Annotated in this window: 13 protein-coding genes; 8 read left to right on the top strand and 5 right to left on the bottom strand. The window is 64.6% G+C overall.

Annotated elements, in window-relative coordinates; all coding sequences use genetic code 11:
- Positions 1 to 2: 2 nt before the first annotated feature.
- Both BM374_RS17840 and BM374_RS17835 read right to left on the bottom strand, forming a co-directional pair.
- Positions 3 to 2,018: an acetyl-CoA carboxylase biotin carboxylase subunit gene (locus BM374_RS17840; protein WP_092294373.1), complete on the bottom strand. Its 2,016-nt coding sequence runs from the start codon at positions 2,016 to 2,018 to the stop codon at positions 3 to 5.
- 176 nt (positions 2,019 to 2,194) lie between these two features.
- Positions 2,195 to 3,277, bottom strand: a complete 1,083-nt coding sequence (locus tag BM374_RS17835) for a zinc-binding metallopeptidase family protein (RefSeq protein ID WP_092294371.1) — start codon at positions 3,275 to 3,277, stop codon at positions 2,195 to 2,197.
- A gap of 230 nt (positions 3,278 to 3,507) precedes the next feature.
- Between BM374_RS17835 and BM374_RS17830 the strand changes: the two genes are divergently transcribed.
- The 3 genes from BM374_RS17830 to BM374_RS17820 all read left to right on the top strand — a co-directional run bounded on the left by BM374_RS17830 (position 3,508) and on the right by BM374_RS17820 (position 7,710).
- Complete coding sequence (locus BM374_RS17830; protein ID WP_092294369.1) at positions 3,508 to 5,982, top strand: PAS domain-containing protein; 2,475 nt, start codon at positions 3,508 to 3,510, stop codon at positions 5,980 to 5,982.
- Between the two features lie 152 nt (positions 5,983 to 6,134).
- Positions 6,135 to 7,385 carry an arsenic transporter gene (locus tag BM374_RS17825; RefSeq protein ID WP_092294996.1) on the top strand — a complete coding sequence of 417 codons (1,251 nt, stop codon included), beginning with the start codon at positions 6,135 to 6,137 and terminating at the stop codon, positions 7,383 to 7,385.
- Between the two features lie 97 nt (positions 7,386 to 7,482).
- Positions 7,483 to 7,710 (top strand): hypothetical protein, encoded by a 228-nt coding sequence (locus BM374_RS17820; protein ID WP_092294367.1) that lies wholly within the window; start codon positions 7,483 to 7,485, stop codon positions 7,708 to 7,710.
- A 46-nt stretch (positions 7,711 to 7,756) separates the two neighbouring features.
- Here BM374_RS17820 and BM374_RS17815 read toward each other — a convergent pair whose 3' ends face one another.
- Positions 7,757 to 9,121 carry an MFS transporter gene (locus BM374_RS17815; RefSeq protein WP_092294365.1) on the bottom strand — a complete coding sequence of 455 codons (1,365 nt, stop codon included), beginning with the start codon at positions 9,119 to 9,121 and terminating at the stop codon, positions 7,757 to 7,759.
- Between the two features lie 24 nt (positions 9,122 to 9,145).
- Positions 9,146 to 9,907 carry a GntR family transcriptional regulator gene (locus BM374_RS17810; RefSeq protein ID WP_092294364.1) on the bottom strand — a complete coding sequence of 254 codons (762 nt, stop codon included), beginning with the start codon at positions 9,905 to 9,907 and terminating at the stop codon, positions 9,146 to 9,148.
- Positions 9,908 to 10,088: 181 nt separating this feature from the next.
- On the opposite strand from BM374_RS17810, the gene BM374_RS17805 reads away from it, so the two are divergent.
- The 5 genes from BM374_RS17805 (at position 10,089) to BM374_RS17785 (ending at position 15,300) form a co-directional block, all read left to right on the top strand.
- Positions 10,089 to 11,288: a mandelate racemase/muconate lactonizing enzyme family protein gene (locus BM374_RS17805; RefSeq protein ID WP_092294362.1), complete on the top strand. Its 1,200-nt coding sequence runs from the start codon at positions 10,089 to 10,091 to the stop codon at positions 11,286 to 11,288.
- Between the two features lie 12 nt (positions 11,289 to 11,300).
- Positions 11,301 to 12,068, top strand: a complete 768-nt coding sequence (locus BM374_RS17800; RefSeq protein WP_092294360.1) for a glucose 1-dehydrogenase — start codon at positions 11,301 to 11,303, stop codon at positions 12,066 to 12,068.
- A gap of 24 nt (positions 12,069 to 12,092) precedes the next feature.
- Positions 12,093 to 13,124, top strand: a complete 1,032-nt coding sequence (locus BM374_RS17795; RefSeq protein WP_092294358.1) for an L-idonate 5-dehydrogenase — start codon at positions 12,093 to 12,095, stop codon at positions 13,122 to 13,124.
- Positions 13,125 to 13,264: 140 nt separating this feature from the next.
- Positions 13,265 to 14,650 carry a HAMP domain-containing sensor histidine kinase gene (locus BM374_RS17790; protein ID WP_092294356.1) on the top strand — a complete coding sequence of 462 codons (1,386 nt, stop codon included), beginning with the start codon at positions 13,265 to 13,267 and terminating at the stop codon, positions 14,648 to 14,650.
- Positions 14,647 to 15,300, top strand: coding sequence for a response regulator (locus tag BM374_RS17785; RefSeq protein WP_092294354.1), 654 nt, complete (start codon positions 14,647 to 14,649; stop codon positions 15,298 to 15,300). The genes BM374_RS17790 and BM374_RS17785 overlap by 4 nt, the downstream gene beginning before the upstream one ends.
- Before the next feature lie 16 nt (positions 15,301 to 15,316).
- Here the strand turns inward: BM374_RS17785 and BM374_RS17780 are convergent, their stop codons facing one another.
- The gene (locus BM374_RS17780) at positions 15,317 to 16,300 is read right to left on the bottom strand and encodes a VOC family protein (protein WP_177248376.1); all 984 of its coding nucleotides are present in this window, start codon (positions 16,298 to 16,300) and stop codon (positions 15,317 to 15,319) included.
- Between the last annotated feature and the right edge of the window lie 55 nt (positions 16,301 to 16,355).

The raw sequence follows: 16,355 nt of genomic DNA, 5'->3' as shown, positions 1-16,355 counted from the left end.
GTTTACGCAAACTCCAGAATCAGCGCGTCCACCGCGAGCGTCGCGCCGGCGCTGGCGTGGATCTTCTTCACGGTACCGTCCCGCTCGGCGCGAAGCACGTTCTGCATCTTCATGGCTTCGACCACGGCCAGCGTCTCGCCGGCCTTGACCTCCTGACCTTCGGTTACCGCGATCGAGACGATGAGGCCGGGCATCGGACATAGCAGCTTTTTGCCGGTATCGGACGCCGCGGCGACCGGCATCAGGCGTGCGGACGTCGCTTCCGTTTCGGTCCAGACATAGACCGGCACCTCGACGCCTTGATGTGCGAGACGGATGCCGTTGGCGATCGGGCGCGCCTGCACCGCGACGAAGTGGCCGTCGATGGTGCCCTGCCAGACCGGATCGCCCGGCTTCCATGCGGACTGCAGCAGATGCGCGTTGCCGGCGTTGCCGTCGGAATCGAGGAAGCGGATCGCGATCGCCTCGCCCTCGCGTCCGACCTCGAGCTGGATCTCCTGGCGATCGAGCCAGACGGCGCGACGGCGCTCGCGCTGCACGATCCGGCCGCCCATCTGCCCGGAGATCTGCCGCTTGCGTTCGCCGAGCACATGATCGATGGCGGCGCCGACTGCGGCGATGCGACGCGCAACCTCGCCTTCGGGCACGCGCACCGCAAAGCCCTTGGGAAATTCCTCGGCGATGAAGCCGGTCGACAGGCGCCCCTCGCGCCAGCGTGGATGATGCATCAGCGCCGAGAGGAACGGGATGTTGTGCCTGATGCCGTCGACATAGAACGAATCGAGCGCAGTCGCCTGCGCCTCGATCGCGGCTGCGCGCGACGGCGCGTGCGTGACGAGCTTTGCGATCATCGGATCGTAATGGATCGAGATCTCGCCGCCCTCCTGCACGCCGGTGTCGTTGCGGATCGTGATGCCGTCCTGGCTCGCTTCCGCCGGCGGACGATATTTCACCAGACGCCCGATCGACGGCAGGAAATTGCGGAACGGATCTTCCGCATAGAGGCGCGACTCCACGGCCCAGCCGGTGAGCGTGACGTCCTTTTGCGCGATGGCGAGCTTCTCACCGGCGGCGACGCGGATCATCTGCTCGACGAGATCGACTCCGGTGACGAGCTCGGTGACGGGATGCTCGACCTGGAGGCGCGTGTTCATCTCCAGGAAGTAGAAGCTCTTGTCCTGTCCGGCGACGAACTCGACGGTGCCGGCGGAATCATAGTTCACGGCCTTGGCCAGCGCGACCGCCTGCTCGCCCATCTTGCGGCGGGTGGCCTCGTCAAGCAGCGGCGACGGCGCCTCCTCGATGACCTTCTGGTTGCGACGCTGGATCGAGCATTCGCGCTCGCCGAGATAGATCACGTTGCCATGCTTGTCGCCCAGCACCTGGATCTCGATGTGGCGGGGATCGACGATGAATTTTTCAATGAAGACGCGGTCGTCGCCGAACGAGGCCTTGGCCTCGGCCTTGGCGAGGTTGAAGCCCTCGGCGACTTCAGACTTGGAATGCGCGATACGCATGCCCTTGCCACCACCGCCGGCAGAGGCCTTGATCATCACGGGATAGCCGATCTCGTCGGCGATCCTCACCGCGTGCTTGTCGTCCTCGATCACGCCGAGATAGCCCGGCACGGTCGAGACCTTGGCTTTCGCGGCCGCCTTCTTGGATTCGATCTTGTCGCCCATCGCGGCGATCGCGCCCGGGTTCGGGCCGATGAAGACGATGCCGCCGGCCTCCAGCGCCCGCGGAAATGCTTCGCGTTCGGACAAGAAGCCATAACCGGGATGCACGGCCTCGGCGCCCGTCTTCCGGCAGGCCTCGACGATCTTCTCGATCACCAGATAGCTCTCGGCCGCGGCGGGCGGGCCGATCAGGACGGCCTCGTCGGCCATCTCGACATGGAGGGCGTCGCGGTCGGCCTCGGAATAGACGGCAACCGTCTGAATTCCCATCTTGCGGGCGGTCTTGATGACCCGGCAGGCGATTTCGCCGCGATTGGCGATCAGGATGCGTTTGAACATGATTTTCTTGAGCTTCGTCCCTTGGGCGGGACCCCTCCCGGGCCGTTGGCGGGCCGACCGGACGGGGCCGTATCCCGTCGTGGTACAGCAAAATGGGCCGGAGGCAACGGTCTAAATCCGCCCCGCTGGCGTACCAGCGCAAGACCTGAGGGGGCCGATCAAGCGCCTCTGACGGCCTAAGGCTTCCCGGCCTCGGTCTTATCCTTGGCGACGCCCCGGACCAGGCTGTGGATGAAGCCCAGTTTGGCGACCACGGCCGGAGACAGGATGAAGGGATAGAGATCGCGCAGGCCCATGGCGCGGTTGACGCTGTTCATGGCGAAGGTGAAGGGCAGCCATGCGTTGACAAGCGCCTCGACGCCCTTCGCCTCGTAGGGGTTGAAGCGGATCCGCGCCGTCAATTCGCCGTCGCGATCCACCTTGGGGCGCACCTCCATGCCAAACTCGCCGGCCATCTCCAGTGTATCGACGATGTGGAGGTAGTGCGCCCAGGTCTCGGCGAAATCTTCCCAAGGGTGCATGGTGGCGTAGGCCGACACGAAGTTCTGTTGCCAGTCCGGCGGCGCGCCTTCGACATAGTGCCGCTGCAGGGCCTGCCCGTAATCAAGAGTATCGTCGCCGAACACGGCGCGGCATTCCTCCAGTTTCCCCCCATCACGCACCAGCACGTCCCAGAAATAGTGCCCGACCTCGTGGCGGAAATGCCCGAGCAGCGTCCGATACGGCTCGCCCATCTCCAGCCTGCGCCGCTCGCGCTCGATGGTGTCGGTCTCGGTGAGAGCTATCGTGATCCGGCCATTGTCATGGCCGGTCATGATCTTTTGCCCGGTGCTCGGGTCATCGGCGAGGAAATTGAAGATCAAGCCATGCTCGGGATCGTGCTGCCGGGTTTGAAGCGGCAGCTTCCAACGGATCAGGGAATAGAATAGCCGGTGCTTCGCGACCTCCAGCTCGCGCCAGCCCGCGAGCTGCGCGGGATCGGAGAGGTCGGGCACGATGCCGTTGTGGCGGCAAGCGCGGCAAAAGCCCGTGGTATCGCTAACATCGGTCAGCCAGTTGCAGGCGTCGTATTCGGCGTTGCGGCAGAGCATGCGGCTCTCGCTCTTGTCCGCAAGCGTCTTCCAGCCTCCCCCGTCCGGCTCGACCGCCGACATGGTTTCCCTCTCCGGCAGGAACGCGACCCGATGACCGCAACGTTCACAGCCGCGGTTCTCGAAATAGAGAACATTGCCGCAGTCCTGGCAGACAAAGAGCTTCAAGCTTTAGCCTCTTGGGAAAGGGAGCTTTGCGAATTCGGCTGTGGCACCCCGCAACATACGCGCGCTGAGGCTCATCGTTCCACTATCAGGAACAAATACGGGAATCCGGCGTTCGTTCATACCCACCACACGCCTTTCCGCGGGGCGTTTCCCGATCTATTCCCGTTTGAGTCCATTCCGTTTGAAACAATGGCTATCAGGCCTGGTCTGTGTGAATATCGGCCCGGCACGTGCGCCCTCGCATCACAACGGCCGACGCCTTGAACGATCCTTTGCCCGAGACCATCGCCGCCGAACGGCTGCACCAGCACCTCGAAGAGATCGCGCGCGAGCGCGACAATGCCTATCGCGCGCTCCAAGAGCGCGAGGCGGAGCTCGCGCGCATCCAGCGCATCGGCAAGGTCGGAGGGCTCGAGATCGACTTCCGCGACGGCTTCAAGAACCGCCGCTCGCCGGAATATCTGCTGGTACACGGCCTGCCCCCCGAAGCAACGGCCGAAACCTACGAGGATTGGGTCGCCAGAATACACCCCGAGGATCGCCAGCGGACGATCAAGCATCTGTTCGACACTCTCAAGAGTGCGTGCGACGACTATTCCGACGAGTACCGCATCATACGATCGAACGACCGCGAGACTCGCTGGATCCGCGTCGTCGCCAAAATCGAACGTGACAAGAGCGGCCGCGCCCTCCGGCTCGTGGGCGCCGACTTCGACATCACCGACCAGATGCTCGCGCGCGAGACGCTGCGTGAGAGCGAAGAACGTTTTCGGCTGATCGCCGACAGCGCGCCGGTGCCGATCTGGGTGACGAAGCTCGACCGCACGCGCTCCTTCGCCAACCAGGCCTATGTCGACTTCGTCGGCCTGCCCTACGAGCAGGCCATCGCCTTCGACTGGCGCAAGGTGCTGCATCCCGACGACCTGCCGCATGTGTTGCAGCAATCCGTACAGGGCGAAGCTTCGCTCAAACCGTTCGTGCTGGAAGCACGCTACAAGAATGCCTCCGGCGAATGGCGCTGGCTGCGCTCGGAATCGCAGCCGCGCTGGGATCCGACCGGCAAGCATATCGGCTTCATCGGCGTCGCTCACGACATCACCGTCGCCAAGCAGGCCGAGATCGAGCTGCGGAAGCTCAACGAGACGCTCGAAGAGCGCATCGCCGAGCGTACCGCCGAGCTCGAATTCAACGAGGCAAGGCTGCGCGCGATCCTGGAGACCAGTAACCAGTATCAGGGCCTCGTCAACCTCAAGGGCGAGCTGCTCTATGCCAACAAGACCGCCCTCGACGGAATCAAGGCGCGCCCGGAGGACATCGTCGGCAAGCTGCTGTGGGAGACACCCTGGTTCACCGCCACCCACGGCATGAGCGCGACAGTGCGCGAGGCGTTCGACACCGTGCTGAAAGGCGAAGCGGTACGGATGGAGATGCGGCTAAGGCTGCCGATCGGCGAGCGCGATTTCGAGTTCGGCATGCGCCCGGTGCTCGATCGCCACGGCAACATCACCGGCGCGGTGCCTGAGGCCGTCGACATCACCGAGCGTCGCCGCGGCGAGGAAGCGCTGCGGCAATCGCAGAAGATGGAGGCGATCGGCCAGCTCACCGGTGGCGTCGCGCACGATTTCAACAACCTCCTCACCATCATCCGCTCCGCGACCGACTTCCTGCGCCGCCGCGAGCTGCCGGAAGAGCGCCGCCGCCGCTATGTCGACGCCATCTCCGACACGGTCGAGCGCGCTTCGAAGCTGACCGCGCAGCTTCTGGCGTTCGCACGCCGGCAGCCCCTGAAGCCGCAGATCTTCAACGTCGGGAGCCAGGTCGAAAGCGTGGCGCAGCTGGTACGGCCGCTGGTCGGCGCCCGCATCGAGATCGTGGTCGAAATCGACGATGCCGACTGCTTCACCGTCGCTGATATCGCGCAGTTCGAGGCTGCGCTGATCAACCTCGCCATCAATGCCCGCGACGCCATGGACGGCGAAGGCCGCCTCACCATTTCAGTTCGCAAGGTCCGGGGCATCCCGAACCTGCGCGCGCAATCGGCGCGCAGCGGCGACTACGTCGCGATCTCGGTCGCAGATACCGGCTGCGGCATCGCGGCCGAAAACATCGATGCCATCTTCGAGCCGTTCTTCACCACCAAGGAAGTCGGCAAAGGCACCGGCCTCGGGCTCAGCCAGGCCTTCGGCTTCGCCAAGCAGTCGGAAGGCGACATCGCAGTGACGAGCACAGAAGGCCAAGGGGCGACCTTCACCATCTACCTGCCGCAAGCGCACAGTCCGGTGGCCGAGAAGGAAGCCGCAGCGCTCACCGGCGAAGCCACCACCGGGCGCGGCTATCGCGTGCTCGTGGTCGAGGACAATGATGATGTCGGCCAGTTCTCGACCGAGCTTCTGGAAGACCTCGGCTATGTCACCCGCCGCGTCGCCAACGCCAATGCGGCGCTCGCCATCCTCGGCGAGAACGAATTTGCGGTCGACCTCGTGTTCTCCGACGTCATCATGCCCGGTATGAACGGCGTCGAGCTCGCCGGAATCATCCGCGAGCGCTATCCGGGCCTCCCGGTCGTCCTCACCTCCGGCTACAGCAACGTGCTCGCGGAAAACGCCCACCGCGGCTTTGAGCTGATCCAGAAGCCATATTCCGTCGAATCGCTTTCGCGCATCCTGCGCAAGGCAATCACGGAGAGGCTTTCGGTGGCGAGGTGAATGCGAGCCAAGCAAGCCGGTATCGTCCCGGACAAGCGCGCCCCGATCCGGGACGACGGCAGCGCAGTTCGGCTGGCCGTGAAGTTTTGAGGCTGGCGGATCCGTCCGGGGCGCGATAGTCAGGACGGAATTTGGAGATCGAGTTGCCGACCCTGCCGTCTGACGCCATCTGGGCCTGGAGCATCATTGCCGCCGCGACTGCCGGCGTCATCATTCGCCCTTTTCGCCTGCCCGAGGCGATCTGGGCCGTGCTCGGCGCGGCGGCGCTGGTGCTGCTCGGCTTCCTGCCCTGGCAGGATGCGCTTCTCGGCATCGCGAAAGGTGTCGACGTCTATCTCTTCCTGATCGGCATGATGCTGATCGCCGAGCTGGCGCGGCTCGAGGGCCTGTTCGATTATCTGGCCGCATTCGCGGTCGAGCATGCACGCGGTTCGCCCCAACGGCTGTTCCTGCTGATCTATCTCGTCGGCACGCTTGTCACCGTGCTGCTCTCCAACGATGCCACCGCGATCGTGCTGACGCCGGCCGTCTATGCCGCCACCCGCGCGGCCGGTGCAAAACCGCTGCCCTATCTGTTCGTCTGCGCATTCATCGCCAATGCCGCCAGTTTCGTGCTGCCGATCTCCAATCCGGCCAATCTCGTGGTGTTCGGCGAGCACATGCCGCACCTCGGCGCGTGGCTGCGCCAGTTTACGCTACCGTCGCTTGCCTCGATCGGACTCACCTACGTCGCGTTGCGCCTTGCCCTGCACCGCGAGCTGAAGGAAGAAGCGATCGAAAAGCGCGTCCCTCACCCGAAGCTCGGCCGCGGCGGCCGATTGACGGCCTACGGGATCGGCGCCATCGGCATCGTGCTGATCTGGGCTTCCGCGCTCGACAAGCAGCTGGGCTTGCCGACCTTCATCTGCGGCGTGGTGACCGCCGCCATCGTGCTGCTACTCAGCCGGCAATCGCCTTTACCGGTGCTGCGGGGCGTATCATGGAGCGTATTGCCGCTGGTTGGCGGCCTTTTCGTGATGGTGGAAACGTTGATCAAGACCGGCGTGATCGGGCAACTCAGCGCGTTGCTCCATCAGGCGATCGGGCAATCCGTGACGCAGGCTGCCTGGAGCGTCGGCATTGCCACCGCGATCGCCGACAACATCGCCAACAACCTTCCGGTCGGCCTCGTCGCCGGCTCCGTTGCCGCGAGCGATCATCTGCCGGCGTCCGTCGTCAGCGGCATCCTGATCGGCGTCGATCTCGGGCCCAACCTGTCGGTCACAGGCTCGCTTGCGACCATTCTCTGGCTGGTCGCGCTGCGGCGGGAGAAGATCGAGGTCGGCGCCTGGCCGTTTCTCAAGCTCGGCCTCTTGGTGACGCCGCCTGCCCTCATCGCCGCGCTCGCGGCCGCCATCCGGTAATCGCGCGCAGTTTGCGGCGCATCAATGTGGCCGGCAACCCCAGACCTATACTTCCTTTCGTCGCGCCGCCTCATAGGGCGCGGCGAGGAGGTCCATCATGCAGATCCAGTCACGGGCATTGCCACAGAGTGTTTCCCTGCGTCGCTCCATTCAGGGCTTCGCCCCCGCAAGTGACGACTCTCACCCGATGCTCGTCTTTGCGGTCGTGGTGCTGCTGGCGCTATTCGCCATCGTGCAGATCGACCTGCACAGCGCCCAGCTTCAAGCCATCGGCCTGCTCGGCCAGGCATCGACGGGGCTTGATCCCGTGTTCGTGAGCCCATAGCGGTAGAAGCCCGATCGCGGTCCCAAGACCACGACCGGGCAACACGTCAGTCGTTCTCGTAACCGTAGACCTCAGGAAGGATGAAGATTGCGGCGAGCAATCCAATCAGCGGGAAGATCGCGACGAACAGCGTAGCATTGGCCTGCCCGATCGCCGCGAACAGCGACGGGAACAGGAAGATCGCCAGGAACGACGGCAGCTTCACGAACATGTAGGCGAAGCCGCTGGCGGTGCCGCGGTACTTGGGCTTGGCGACCATGGTCGGGATCGTCATGCAGTTCGATGCGTCCCAATAATGCCCCCACAGCATGGCGGCCGCCGCGAACGGCAGCAGCACCTTGTTGTCGGTGTAGAGCGCGAAGGCCGCGACGAGCAGCGACACCAGCACGATCGAGAAGCCTGCGATCGAGATGCCGCGATGGCCGATCTTCGGCGTCAGCAAGGGTCCGACCCAGCCCGACAGCCCGGCGAAGGCAAACAGCGCCATCGTCACCAGATTGTTGCCGAGAATTGACGAGACGCCGACCATCGCGAACAGCACCGGCAGGTAGAACGCGAAGGTCGAGAACTCGCTCGCTTGCATGAAACAGGCGATCCAGCCATAGACCGTCGCGCGCCAGCGGATCGGATCCTTCTTGAGGTCGGCGAGGAACGCGCGGGTGCTCACCTTCGGCATCACCACGTCCTGGTCCGGCAGCATGTCGAGATTGTCGTTGAACATTTCGCGCGCGACCTGTTTGGCCTCGCGGAACCGGCCCTTCTGCACCAGCCACACCGCGGTCTCCGGCACGTCGTGACGCATGATCAGGATGATCAGCGCCGGCAGCGCACCGAGGCCGAGCGTCACGCGCCACAGCGTCTCGTGATGGATGTCGAGCAGCAGGAAGATGACGATGACGCCGATCGTCAGGACCTCGCCGACGGCGAACATGAACTGCCAGCGGTTGCCCATGACCTCGCGCTCGCCCTTGGCCATGGATTCCATGATGTAGGTGTAGCCGGTCGAGATGTCGGATCCGAGCGGTATGCCGAGGAAAAATCGGACTACAACGAGCCAGAAGACGTTGGGCACGAAGGCCTGCGCCAGCGCCAGCACAATGAACATCACCATCGTGACCAGGAACATGACGCGGCGGCCGATCTTGTCCGACAGCCAGCCGCCGAGCAGCGCACCGATCAGCGCGCCGCCCTGCGTGCCCGCTGCGGCAAGGCCGAGCATCAGGGGATCGGGATTGTACTGCTCCTTGATGAAGATCAGGACGAAGGCGATCGAATAGAGGTCCCAGGCCTCGACCAAGATCGAGGCCATCATCAGCCAGCCAACCTTGTTGCCCTTGGGACTGTAATTGGTAATGAGGTAGCGGACCGCGGCTTCGCTCGCGGTCGGTTGTGGCACGGCCATCGTCGACATGTTTGGTCCTCTCTTTAAAAATCATTAAGCGTCGAGCAGCGGCTCGATGCTGCAATCGAGCAGGCGCGGGTCGATTCCCGCCTCCATCCCCGTGAACATCTCGCCCATGTAGTCGATCAGGGCGTCGCTCGCCTTCACGGCATCCTCGACGCGGCGGTTCGCGACCGCGTTGAGAATACCGAGATGATGATTGATCGTTCCTGACAGATCGGCCTGCCCAGGCATGAAGCGGTGGTGGATGTAGCCGATGCGGCGATACAGCGTGTGCAGCGGCCGCAGCGTATGCACCAGGAACGGCTCGCCCGCGGCCTCCAGCACCAGCGCGTCGATCCGGCGGTCGATGCTGTTGAATTCGTCGAGGCTCAGCGTGGCGCGGCGCTCGCGCAGCACCCGCTCGATGTGCAGCGCCTGATTACGATGGGAAAGACTGGCGCGATCCGCCGCGAGGCGAATGACAAAACGTTCCATGTCGCGCCGCAGGCCGAGCAGCATGCGCTCCCGCGCCAGATCGATCGGCGCGATATGCAGGCCGTGGCGCGGCCGGATGATGATGAGCGTGTCGGCGGAGAGCCTGTTAACGGCGTGATGCACCGGCGTGCGCCCGAAGCCCGTGATCTGCTGCAGCTCCAGCATGGTCATGAACTGACCGGGCTTGAGCTCGCAATGAACGAGCAGCTCCTCGATCTTCTGATAGGCCAGTTCGAAGAAGTTGAGACGATTGCGCCGCGAGGGCCTGCCCTCACCGTCCGATCTCACCACCTCGAGCGCGCGCTTGCGGCGTGCCATGTCGTCCTCCCGTCCGCGCCATGCTTTCGTTGCAGGGCGGCGCCTTGTTTGTGGCAGCCTTAAAACATGTTGTGATATATTACAAGCAGGCGTAAGACTGCCGCCGACAGGCCGCGGCTTATTGCGGTGCAAAATGACAACAAGAATGGCGCAGCGCGCCCGGTGACGGAGGACAACAGCCGTGAAGATCACGTCGATCGAGACGCTGCGTACCGAGGAGTTCTCCAACGTCATCTGGGTGCGCGTTCACACCGACGCGGGCGTGATCGGCCTCGGTGAAACCTTCTATGGTGCCGGCGCAGTCGAAGCACAAATCCACGACACCTTTGCCGGCCGCCTGCTCGGCCGTAATCCCCTGCACATCGAAGCCATCCATCGCGACATGCTGAACCTGCCGATGGCGCAGTCCTCGACCGGCGTCGAATATCGCGCGGCGTCAGCCATCGACATCGCGCTGTGGGACCTGTTCGGCAAGGTCTGCAATCAGCCAGTGCACCAGATGCTCGGCGGCCTGTGCCGCGACAAGCAGCGCATCTACAACACCTGCGCCGGTACGCAATATGTCCGGTCCACCAATATCAGCCCGGTCTCGAACTGGAATCTCGGGGCGTCCAAAGGGCCTTACGAAGACCTCGACGGCTTCATGAACCGCGCCGACGCGCTGGCCGAAAGCCTGCTGGAGAGTGGCATCAGCGCGATGAAGATCTGGCCGTTCGATCCCGCGGCCCAGGAAAACAAAGGTCTCTACATCACCGCTGCTCAAATGAAGCAGGCGATCGAGCCGTTCGAGAAAATCCGCAAAGCGGTCGGCGACAAGATGGAGATCATGGTCGAACTCCATTCATTGTGGAATCTGCCGACCGCGAAGCAGATCGCCCGCGCGCTCGAGCCCTACAAGCCGACCTGGTACGAAGACCCGATCCGCATGAATTCGCCGCAGGCGCTGGCCGAATATGCCCGTTCGACCGACGTCTGGGTCTGCGCCAGCGAGACGCTGGGCTCGCGCTTCCCCTACAAGGACATGCTCGACCGCGACGCCATGCACGTAGTGATGGCGGATCTGTGCTGGACCGGCGGCCTCACCGAAGGCCGCAAGATCGCGGCGATGGCCGAGACCTATCACCGGCCCTTCGCACCGCACGATTGCATCGGTCCGATCGGCTTCATCGCGGCCATCCACATGTCGTTCAGCCAGCCCAACACGCTGATCCAGGAATCAGTGCGCGCCTTCTACAAGGGCTGGTACAATGAGCTCGTCACCACGATGCCCGTGATCAGGGACGGTTATGTCTTCCCGATGGAAGGTCCCGGCCTTGGTGTCGATCTTCTCCCCGCCGTATTCGAGCGCTCCGATCTGATCGTGCGCCGCTCCAACGCTTGAGGATTTTCTGAGATGAGCACTGCCCTCTTCGACCTTTCCGGCCGCACCGCGCTCGTGACCGGCTCTTCGCGTGGGCTTGGCCGCGCCATTGCCGAAGGCATGGCCAAGGCCGGCGCCAGGATCATCATCAACGGCGTCGATCCCAAGCGCGTCGAGCAGGCCGTCGCCGAATTTCGTGCCGCCGGCCACCAGGCGGAGGGCGCCGCGTTCAACGTCACCGACGAGCCCGCGATCGTCGCCGCTTTCAACGACTTCGACAAAAAGGGCATCGCCGTCGACATCGTCGTCAACAATGCCGGCATTCAGCATCGCAAGCCGCTGGTTGAGTTCACCACCGACGAATGGCGCAAGGTGATCGAGACCAACCTCACCAGCGCCTTCGTGATCGGCCGCGAAGCCGCCAAGCGCATGATCCCGCGCAAGCACGGCAAGATCATCAATATCGGCTCGCTCGGCAGCGAGCTGGCACGCCCCACCATCGCGCCCTACACCGCCGCCAAGGGTGGCATCAAGAATCTGACGCGCTCGATGGCGGTGGAATGGGCCCAGCACGGCATCCAGGCCAATGCGATCGGCCCCGGCTACATGCTCACCGACATGAACGAGGCGCTGGTCAACAACACCGACTTCAACACCTGGCTGATGGGCCGCATCCCCTCCAAGCGCTGGGGCAAGCCGGACGAGCTGGTGGGCGCCGCGATCTTCCTGGCTTCGGACGCTTCCACCTATGTCAACGGCCAGATCATCTATGTCGATGGCGGCATGATTGCCGCGATGTAATCGCAAACACCAGGGAACGAGACCATGCGCGCCGTCGTCATTCACGCCCCCAAGGATCTGCGGATCGACACTTATCCTGATCCGGCACCTGGCCCGGGCGAGGTCCGCGTCAAGATCGCCAATGGCGGCATCTGCGGCTCGGATCTGCACTACTACCATCACGGCGGTTTCGGCGTGGTCCGCATCCAACAGCCGATGGCGCTGGGACACGAAATCGCGGGCGTGGTCGCGGCCGTCGGTGACGGCGTCACCGCCGTCAAGGCCGGCACGCGCGTCGCCGTCAATCCGAGCAGGCCCTGCGGCCAGTGCCTGCATTGCCAGGAGGGAATGCGCAACCAGTGCCTCGACATGCGCTTTCTCGGCAGCGCGATGCGCTTTCCCCATGTGCAGGGTGGTTTCCGCGAGTACATCACGGTCGATGCCACGCAGGCCGTGCCGATTGCCGACAGGCTGTCGCTGGCGGAAGCCGCGGTCGCCGAGCCGCTCGCGGTTTGCCTGCATGCGGGCAAGCAGGCCGGTCCTCTGCTCGGCAAGCGCGTGCTGATCACCGGCTGCGGACCGATCGGTGCGCTGATGATCCTGGTCTCGCGTTTCGGCGGCGCGTCGGAGATCGTCGTGACTGATGTCGCCGAGACACCGCTCGCGGTCGCCAAGAAGCTCGGCGCAAGCCACGCCATCAATGTCGCGACCAATGCTGCCGCGCTCGATCCCTGGCGCGCAGGCAAGGGCGTCTTCGACACGCTGTTCGAAGCCTCCGGCAACCAGGCCGCACTGCGCGCCGCGCTCGACGTGCTCAGGCCCGGCGCGACGCTGGTGCAGCTCGGCCTCGGCGGCGAGATGACGCTGCCGATCAACTCCATCGTCGCCAAGGAACTGCAGCTCCGCGGCACCTTCCGCTTCGATCCAGAATTCGAGCTGGCGGTGCGGCTGATGGGCGAAGGCCTGATCGACGTCAAACCGTTGATTACGGCGACCATGCCGTTCGAGAACGCAGTCGCCGCGTTCGAATTGGCCAGCGACCGCTCGCAGTCGATGAAGGTGCAGCTGACGTTCTAGGGCTGCGCCAGCGCGGCCATCCCGGCCGACACCGGGAAAATTTCACGACGTTGCACTGCGGCAAGCGTGCCGCTTTGCGCGGCCGGCGTTCTGCCCTTTAATGCGAGGAGCGACATTCCGTTCGCGTCAGGTGCCCGCCGATGTGGAACCGCGAAAGATTCGATCTCAAGGTCCGCCTGACCTTGCGCGTGGCCGCCATATCGGCCACCTGCTTCGCCGCGATATCAGCCTATTTCCTTATCACGACCGACCGCGCGGCGCACACGCGCATCGACGGCATCGCCGCCATCGTGGCGAAGACGCTGGAGCTGCAGCAGGGCAAGGTGCTGTGGACGGCGAGCCCCCGCTCGGACTTTCCCAATCTCGATCCTGTGTCGGCCTATGTGATGACCCCCGGCCTGTGCCTCGCCTTCCGCGGGCCGAGTGGCGAGCTGCTCCAGCGCTTCTGTAGCGGTGCACCTGTCGCGGACGACCCGCCGCCGCAGATCTTCACGGCGTTCTACCGTGGCCTGTTCGACCTAGGCCGCGAGGCCGCGCGGCCCCTGGTCGTGCGCGGAACGAAACTGGGCGACGTCGTGGTCTCGGTCGATCCGGCCGTGCAGACGGCGGAGGCCTGGCACGAGGCCGGTCGTCTGATACTGGCGCTGGCCATCGCCCTGCCGCTGTTGTGCGTCCTGGTCTATGCCGCGCTGGCACGCGCGCTGCGTCCGACACGCATGATCCGCGCGGGCCTCGAACGAATTGCCGCTGGCGACCTCACCACTCGCCTGCCGCCGTTCGATCTCGCCGAGCTCACCGCGGTTCGCGATGTCTTCAACCATCTCGCCGAGAGCCTCGATACCGCGCTGGCCGAGCGCGCTGAGCTGACGCGGAAGCTGATCGCGCTCCAGGACGAGGAGCGCCGCCATCTCGCCCGCGAGCTGCACGACGAATTCGGCCAATCGCTGGCCGCGATCCGCGCACTCGCCTCCTCCGCCCGTCAGACCGCCGCGCAAGATTGCCCCTCCCTGCTCGGCGAATGTGACGGCATCGCGCGGACCGCGACAGGCATGATGGAGACGCTGCGCGGCGCACTTTTCCGACTGCGCCCGCCTGATGTCGAGGAGCTCGGCCTCGTTGCCAGTCTCGAAGGTCTCGTTTCGGGGTGGAACGGACGCCGTCGCGGCGTGACCAGCTTTTCGATCCGCTTCGACGGCACGTTCGAGACCTTGCCGGCCACGATCAGCGCCAACCTCTACCGCATCGTGCAGGAAGCGCTCACCAACGCCGCCAAGCACGCCGACGCCACGAAGGTCAACCTCGAGCTGACGATGCATGGGGACGAGATCGCCCTCGCCGTCGACGATGATGGTCGCTCGCACGATCCCGCCGCGAAGTCCGGCATGGGCCTGCTCGGCATGCGCGAGCGCGTCGCGGCGCTGCGCGGCCGGCTGAGCTTTGAGGCCGGGCCCAACGGCGGCTCTGCCCTCCGCGTGGTCATTCCGCTCGCAGCCGTGGGTCCGCAGGCGCTGGAGCACGCGGCATGACCGCGACCATCTTGCTGGTCGACGACCATTCCGTGGTCCGCGAAGGCTATCGCTCCGTGCTCCAGAAGCAGCCGGGCCTGCGCGTCATCGCCGAAGCCGGCGATGGCGCGGAAGCTTACCGTCTCTACAAATCCGAGCCGCCCGACCTCGTCATCATGGATCTCAGCATGCCCGGCATCGGCGGCGTCGAGGCTGTCAGGCGTATCCGGCAATGGGACAAGGCGGCAAAGATTCTCGTCTTCACCATGCATGAGAATGCCGGTTTCGCCATGCAGGCGATCCGTGCCGGCGCACGAGGCTATGTCACCAAGACCAGCCCGCCCGAGACCCTGGTGCGCGCGGTGATGGACGTGCTCGCCGGCAAGATCGCGATCAGCCCCGACATCGACCACGAGCTGGCGCTGAGCCGGATCAGCGGCGAGAGCTCGGCCGCCGACGTGCTCACGCCGCGCGAATTCGAGGTGCTGCGGCTGCTGCTCGCCGAGAACACGACAGAGGAGATCGCCGAGACCCTGCACGTCAGCCCGAAGACGGTGGCGAATTTGCACTCGCTGATCAAGGACAAGCTCGGCGTCGGCTCCGACATCGAGCTGGTCCGGCTGGCGCTGCGTCAGGGCATCCTGACGCAACCCGATCTCGGCGAGACCTGATCGTGACCAGCGGCGCTCATTCGCGCGCGATCACCTGATCCAGCCACGCGCAGTTCAGCGGCGGCACGCGCGGATCGGCGACGCGAACGCCGCGGGCCGCAGCATCGAGCCGCATGTCGCGCAGGCGCTTGCGCTGCTCTTCGGGCATCGAGAAACGCTCGTGCCCCCACAATGAAGGGCCATCGAACGTCTCGTGCGGCTGCCATGTCTCGGGATCGATCACGCGCCCGCCCCAACCATATTCGATGAAGAAGCCGGAAGGCGTGTTCACGTAGAATGAGGTCATGTGGTCGTTGGTGTGCCGGCCCAGCGTGTAGGCAATTCGGCCATCTTCGAGCTGCGCGAGGTCATAACCCTGCCCGACATCATCGAGGCTGCCGAGCTCGACCATGAAATGATGCATCGCCTTGCGGCCCGAACCCACCATCGCAAAGGAATGGTGGCGGCCGTTGACGTGGAAGAAATAAAGCCCGTAGGGCTTGAGGCCGAAATCGGACACGTGGAAGCCGAGCACGTCGCGATAGAACGGCAACAGCGGCTCCACATCTTCCACATTGAGCACGACATGGCCCATGCCGAGCGCGCCGGTGCGAAATCCCGAGATCGGCCGGCCCGGTTTGAACGGCTCGCTTGCGAGCTCCGGCTTGCAGAAGGCCTCCAGCCGGTTGCCGGCGGGGTCCGCGAAAATGATCAGCTCGGCGACGTGCCGCTCGTCAGCCAGTGCGCGCGAGCCGCGCGTCACCTTCACACCATGCCCCTCCAGCCGGCCGGCGAGCTGGTCAAGCTCGATGGACGAAGGAACTTCCCAACCCATCACCGCAAGGCCGGCATCGCTGCTGCCATTGACGATCAGACGCTGCTTGCGATCGTCCATGCGGAAGGCGCGCATCTTGCCGCCGCGATCGACCTGCTGCATACCGAGCAGCCCGGTCGCCATCTGGCCCCATTGATCGAGCTGCGACGAATTAATCCCGATATAGCCGAGCGCAGTGATTTCCATCGATGTCCTCCCGAGGCCATCTTCGCCCTATCGCGGCGAACTTGATACCGGCGGC

The sequence above is a fragment of the Bradyrhizobium sp. Ghvi genome (genome assembly GCF_900115265.1).
Taxonomy (GTDB): domain Bacteria; phylum Pseudomonadota; class Alphaproteobacteria; order Rhizobiales; family Xanthobacteraceae; genus Bradyrhizobium.
The sequence above is the reverse complement of the archived record's forward strand: the minus strand, read 5'-3'. Positions and strand labels throughout refer to the sequence as shown.

Excerpts from the sequence above, each read along its gene's own strand:
- BM374_RS17780 (WP_177248376.1), bottom strand. The coding sequence starts at position 16,300 with ATGGAAATCACTGCGCTCGGCTATATCGGGATTAATTCGTCGCAGCTC.
- BM374_RS17815 (WP_092294365.1), bottom strand. The coding sequence starts at position 9,121 with ATGTCGACGATGGCCGTGCCACAACCGACCGCGAGCGAAGCCGCGGTC.
- BM374_RS17795 (WP_092294358.1), top strand. The coding sequence starts at position 12,093 with ATGCGCGCCGTCGTCATTCACGCCCCCAAGGATCTGCGGATCGACACT.
- BM374_RS17785 (WP_092294354.1), top strand. The coding sequence starts at position 14,647 with ATGACCGCGACCATCTTGCTGGTCGACGACCATTCCGTGGTCCGCGAA.
- BM374_RS17820 (WP_092294367.1), top strand. The coding sequence starts at position 7,483 with ATGCAGATCCAGTCACGGGCATTGCCACAGAGTGTTTCCCTGCGTCGC.
- BM374_RS17790 (WP_092294356.1), top strand. The coding sequence starts at position 13,265 with ATGTGGAACCGCGAAAGATTCGATCTCAAGGTCCGCCTGACCTTGCGC.
- BM374_RS17800 (WP_092294360.1), top strand. The coding sequence starts at position 11,301 with ATGAGCACTGCCCTCTTCGACCTTTCCGGCCGCACCGCGCTCGTGACC.
- BM374_RS17840 (WP_092294373.1), bottom strand. The coding sequence starts at position 2,018 with ATGTTCAAACGCATCCTGATCGCCAATCGCGGCGAAATCGCCTGCCGG.
- BM374_RS17810 (WP_092294364.1), bottom strand. The coding sequence starts at position 9,907 with ATGGCACGCCGCAAGCGCGCGCTCGAGGTGGTGAGATCGGACGGTGAG.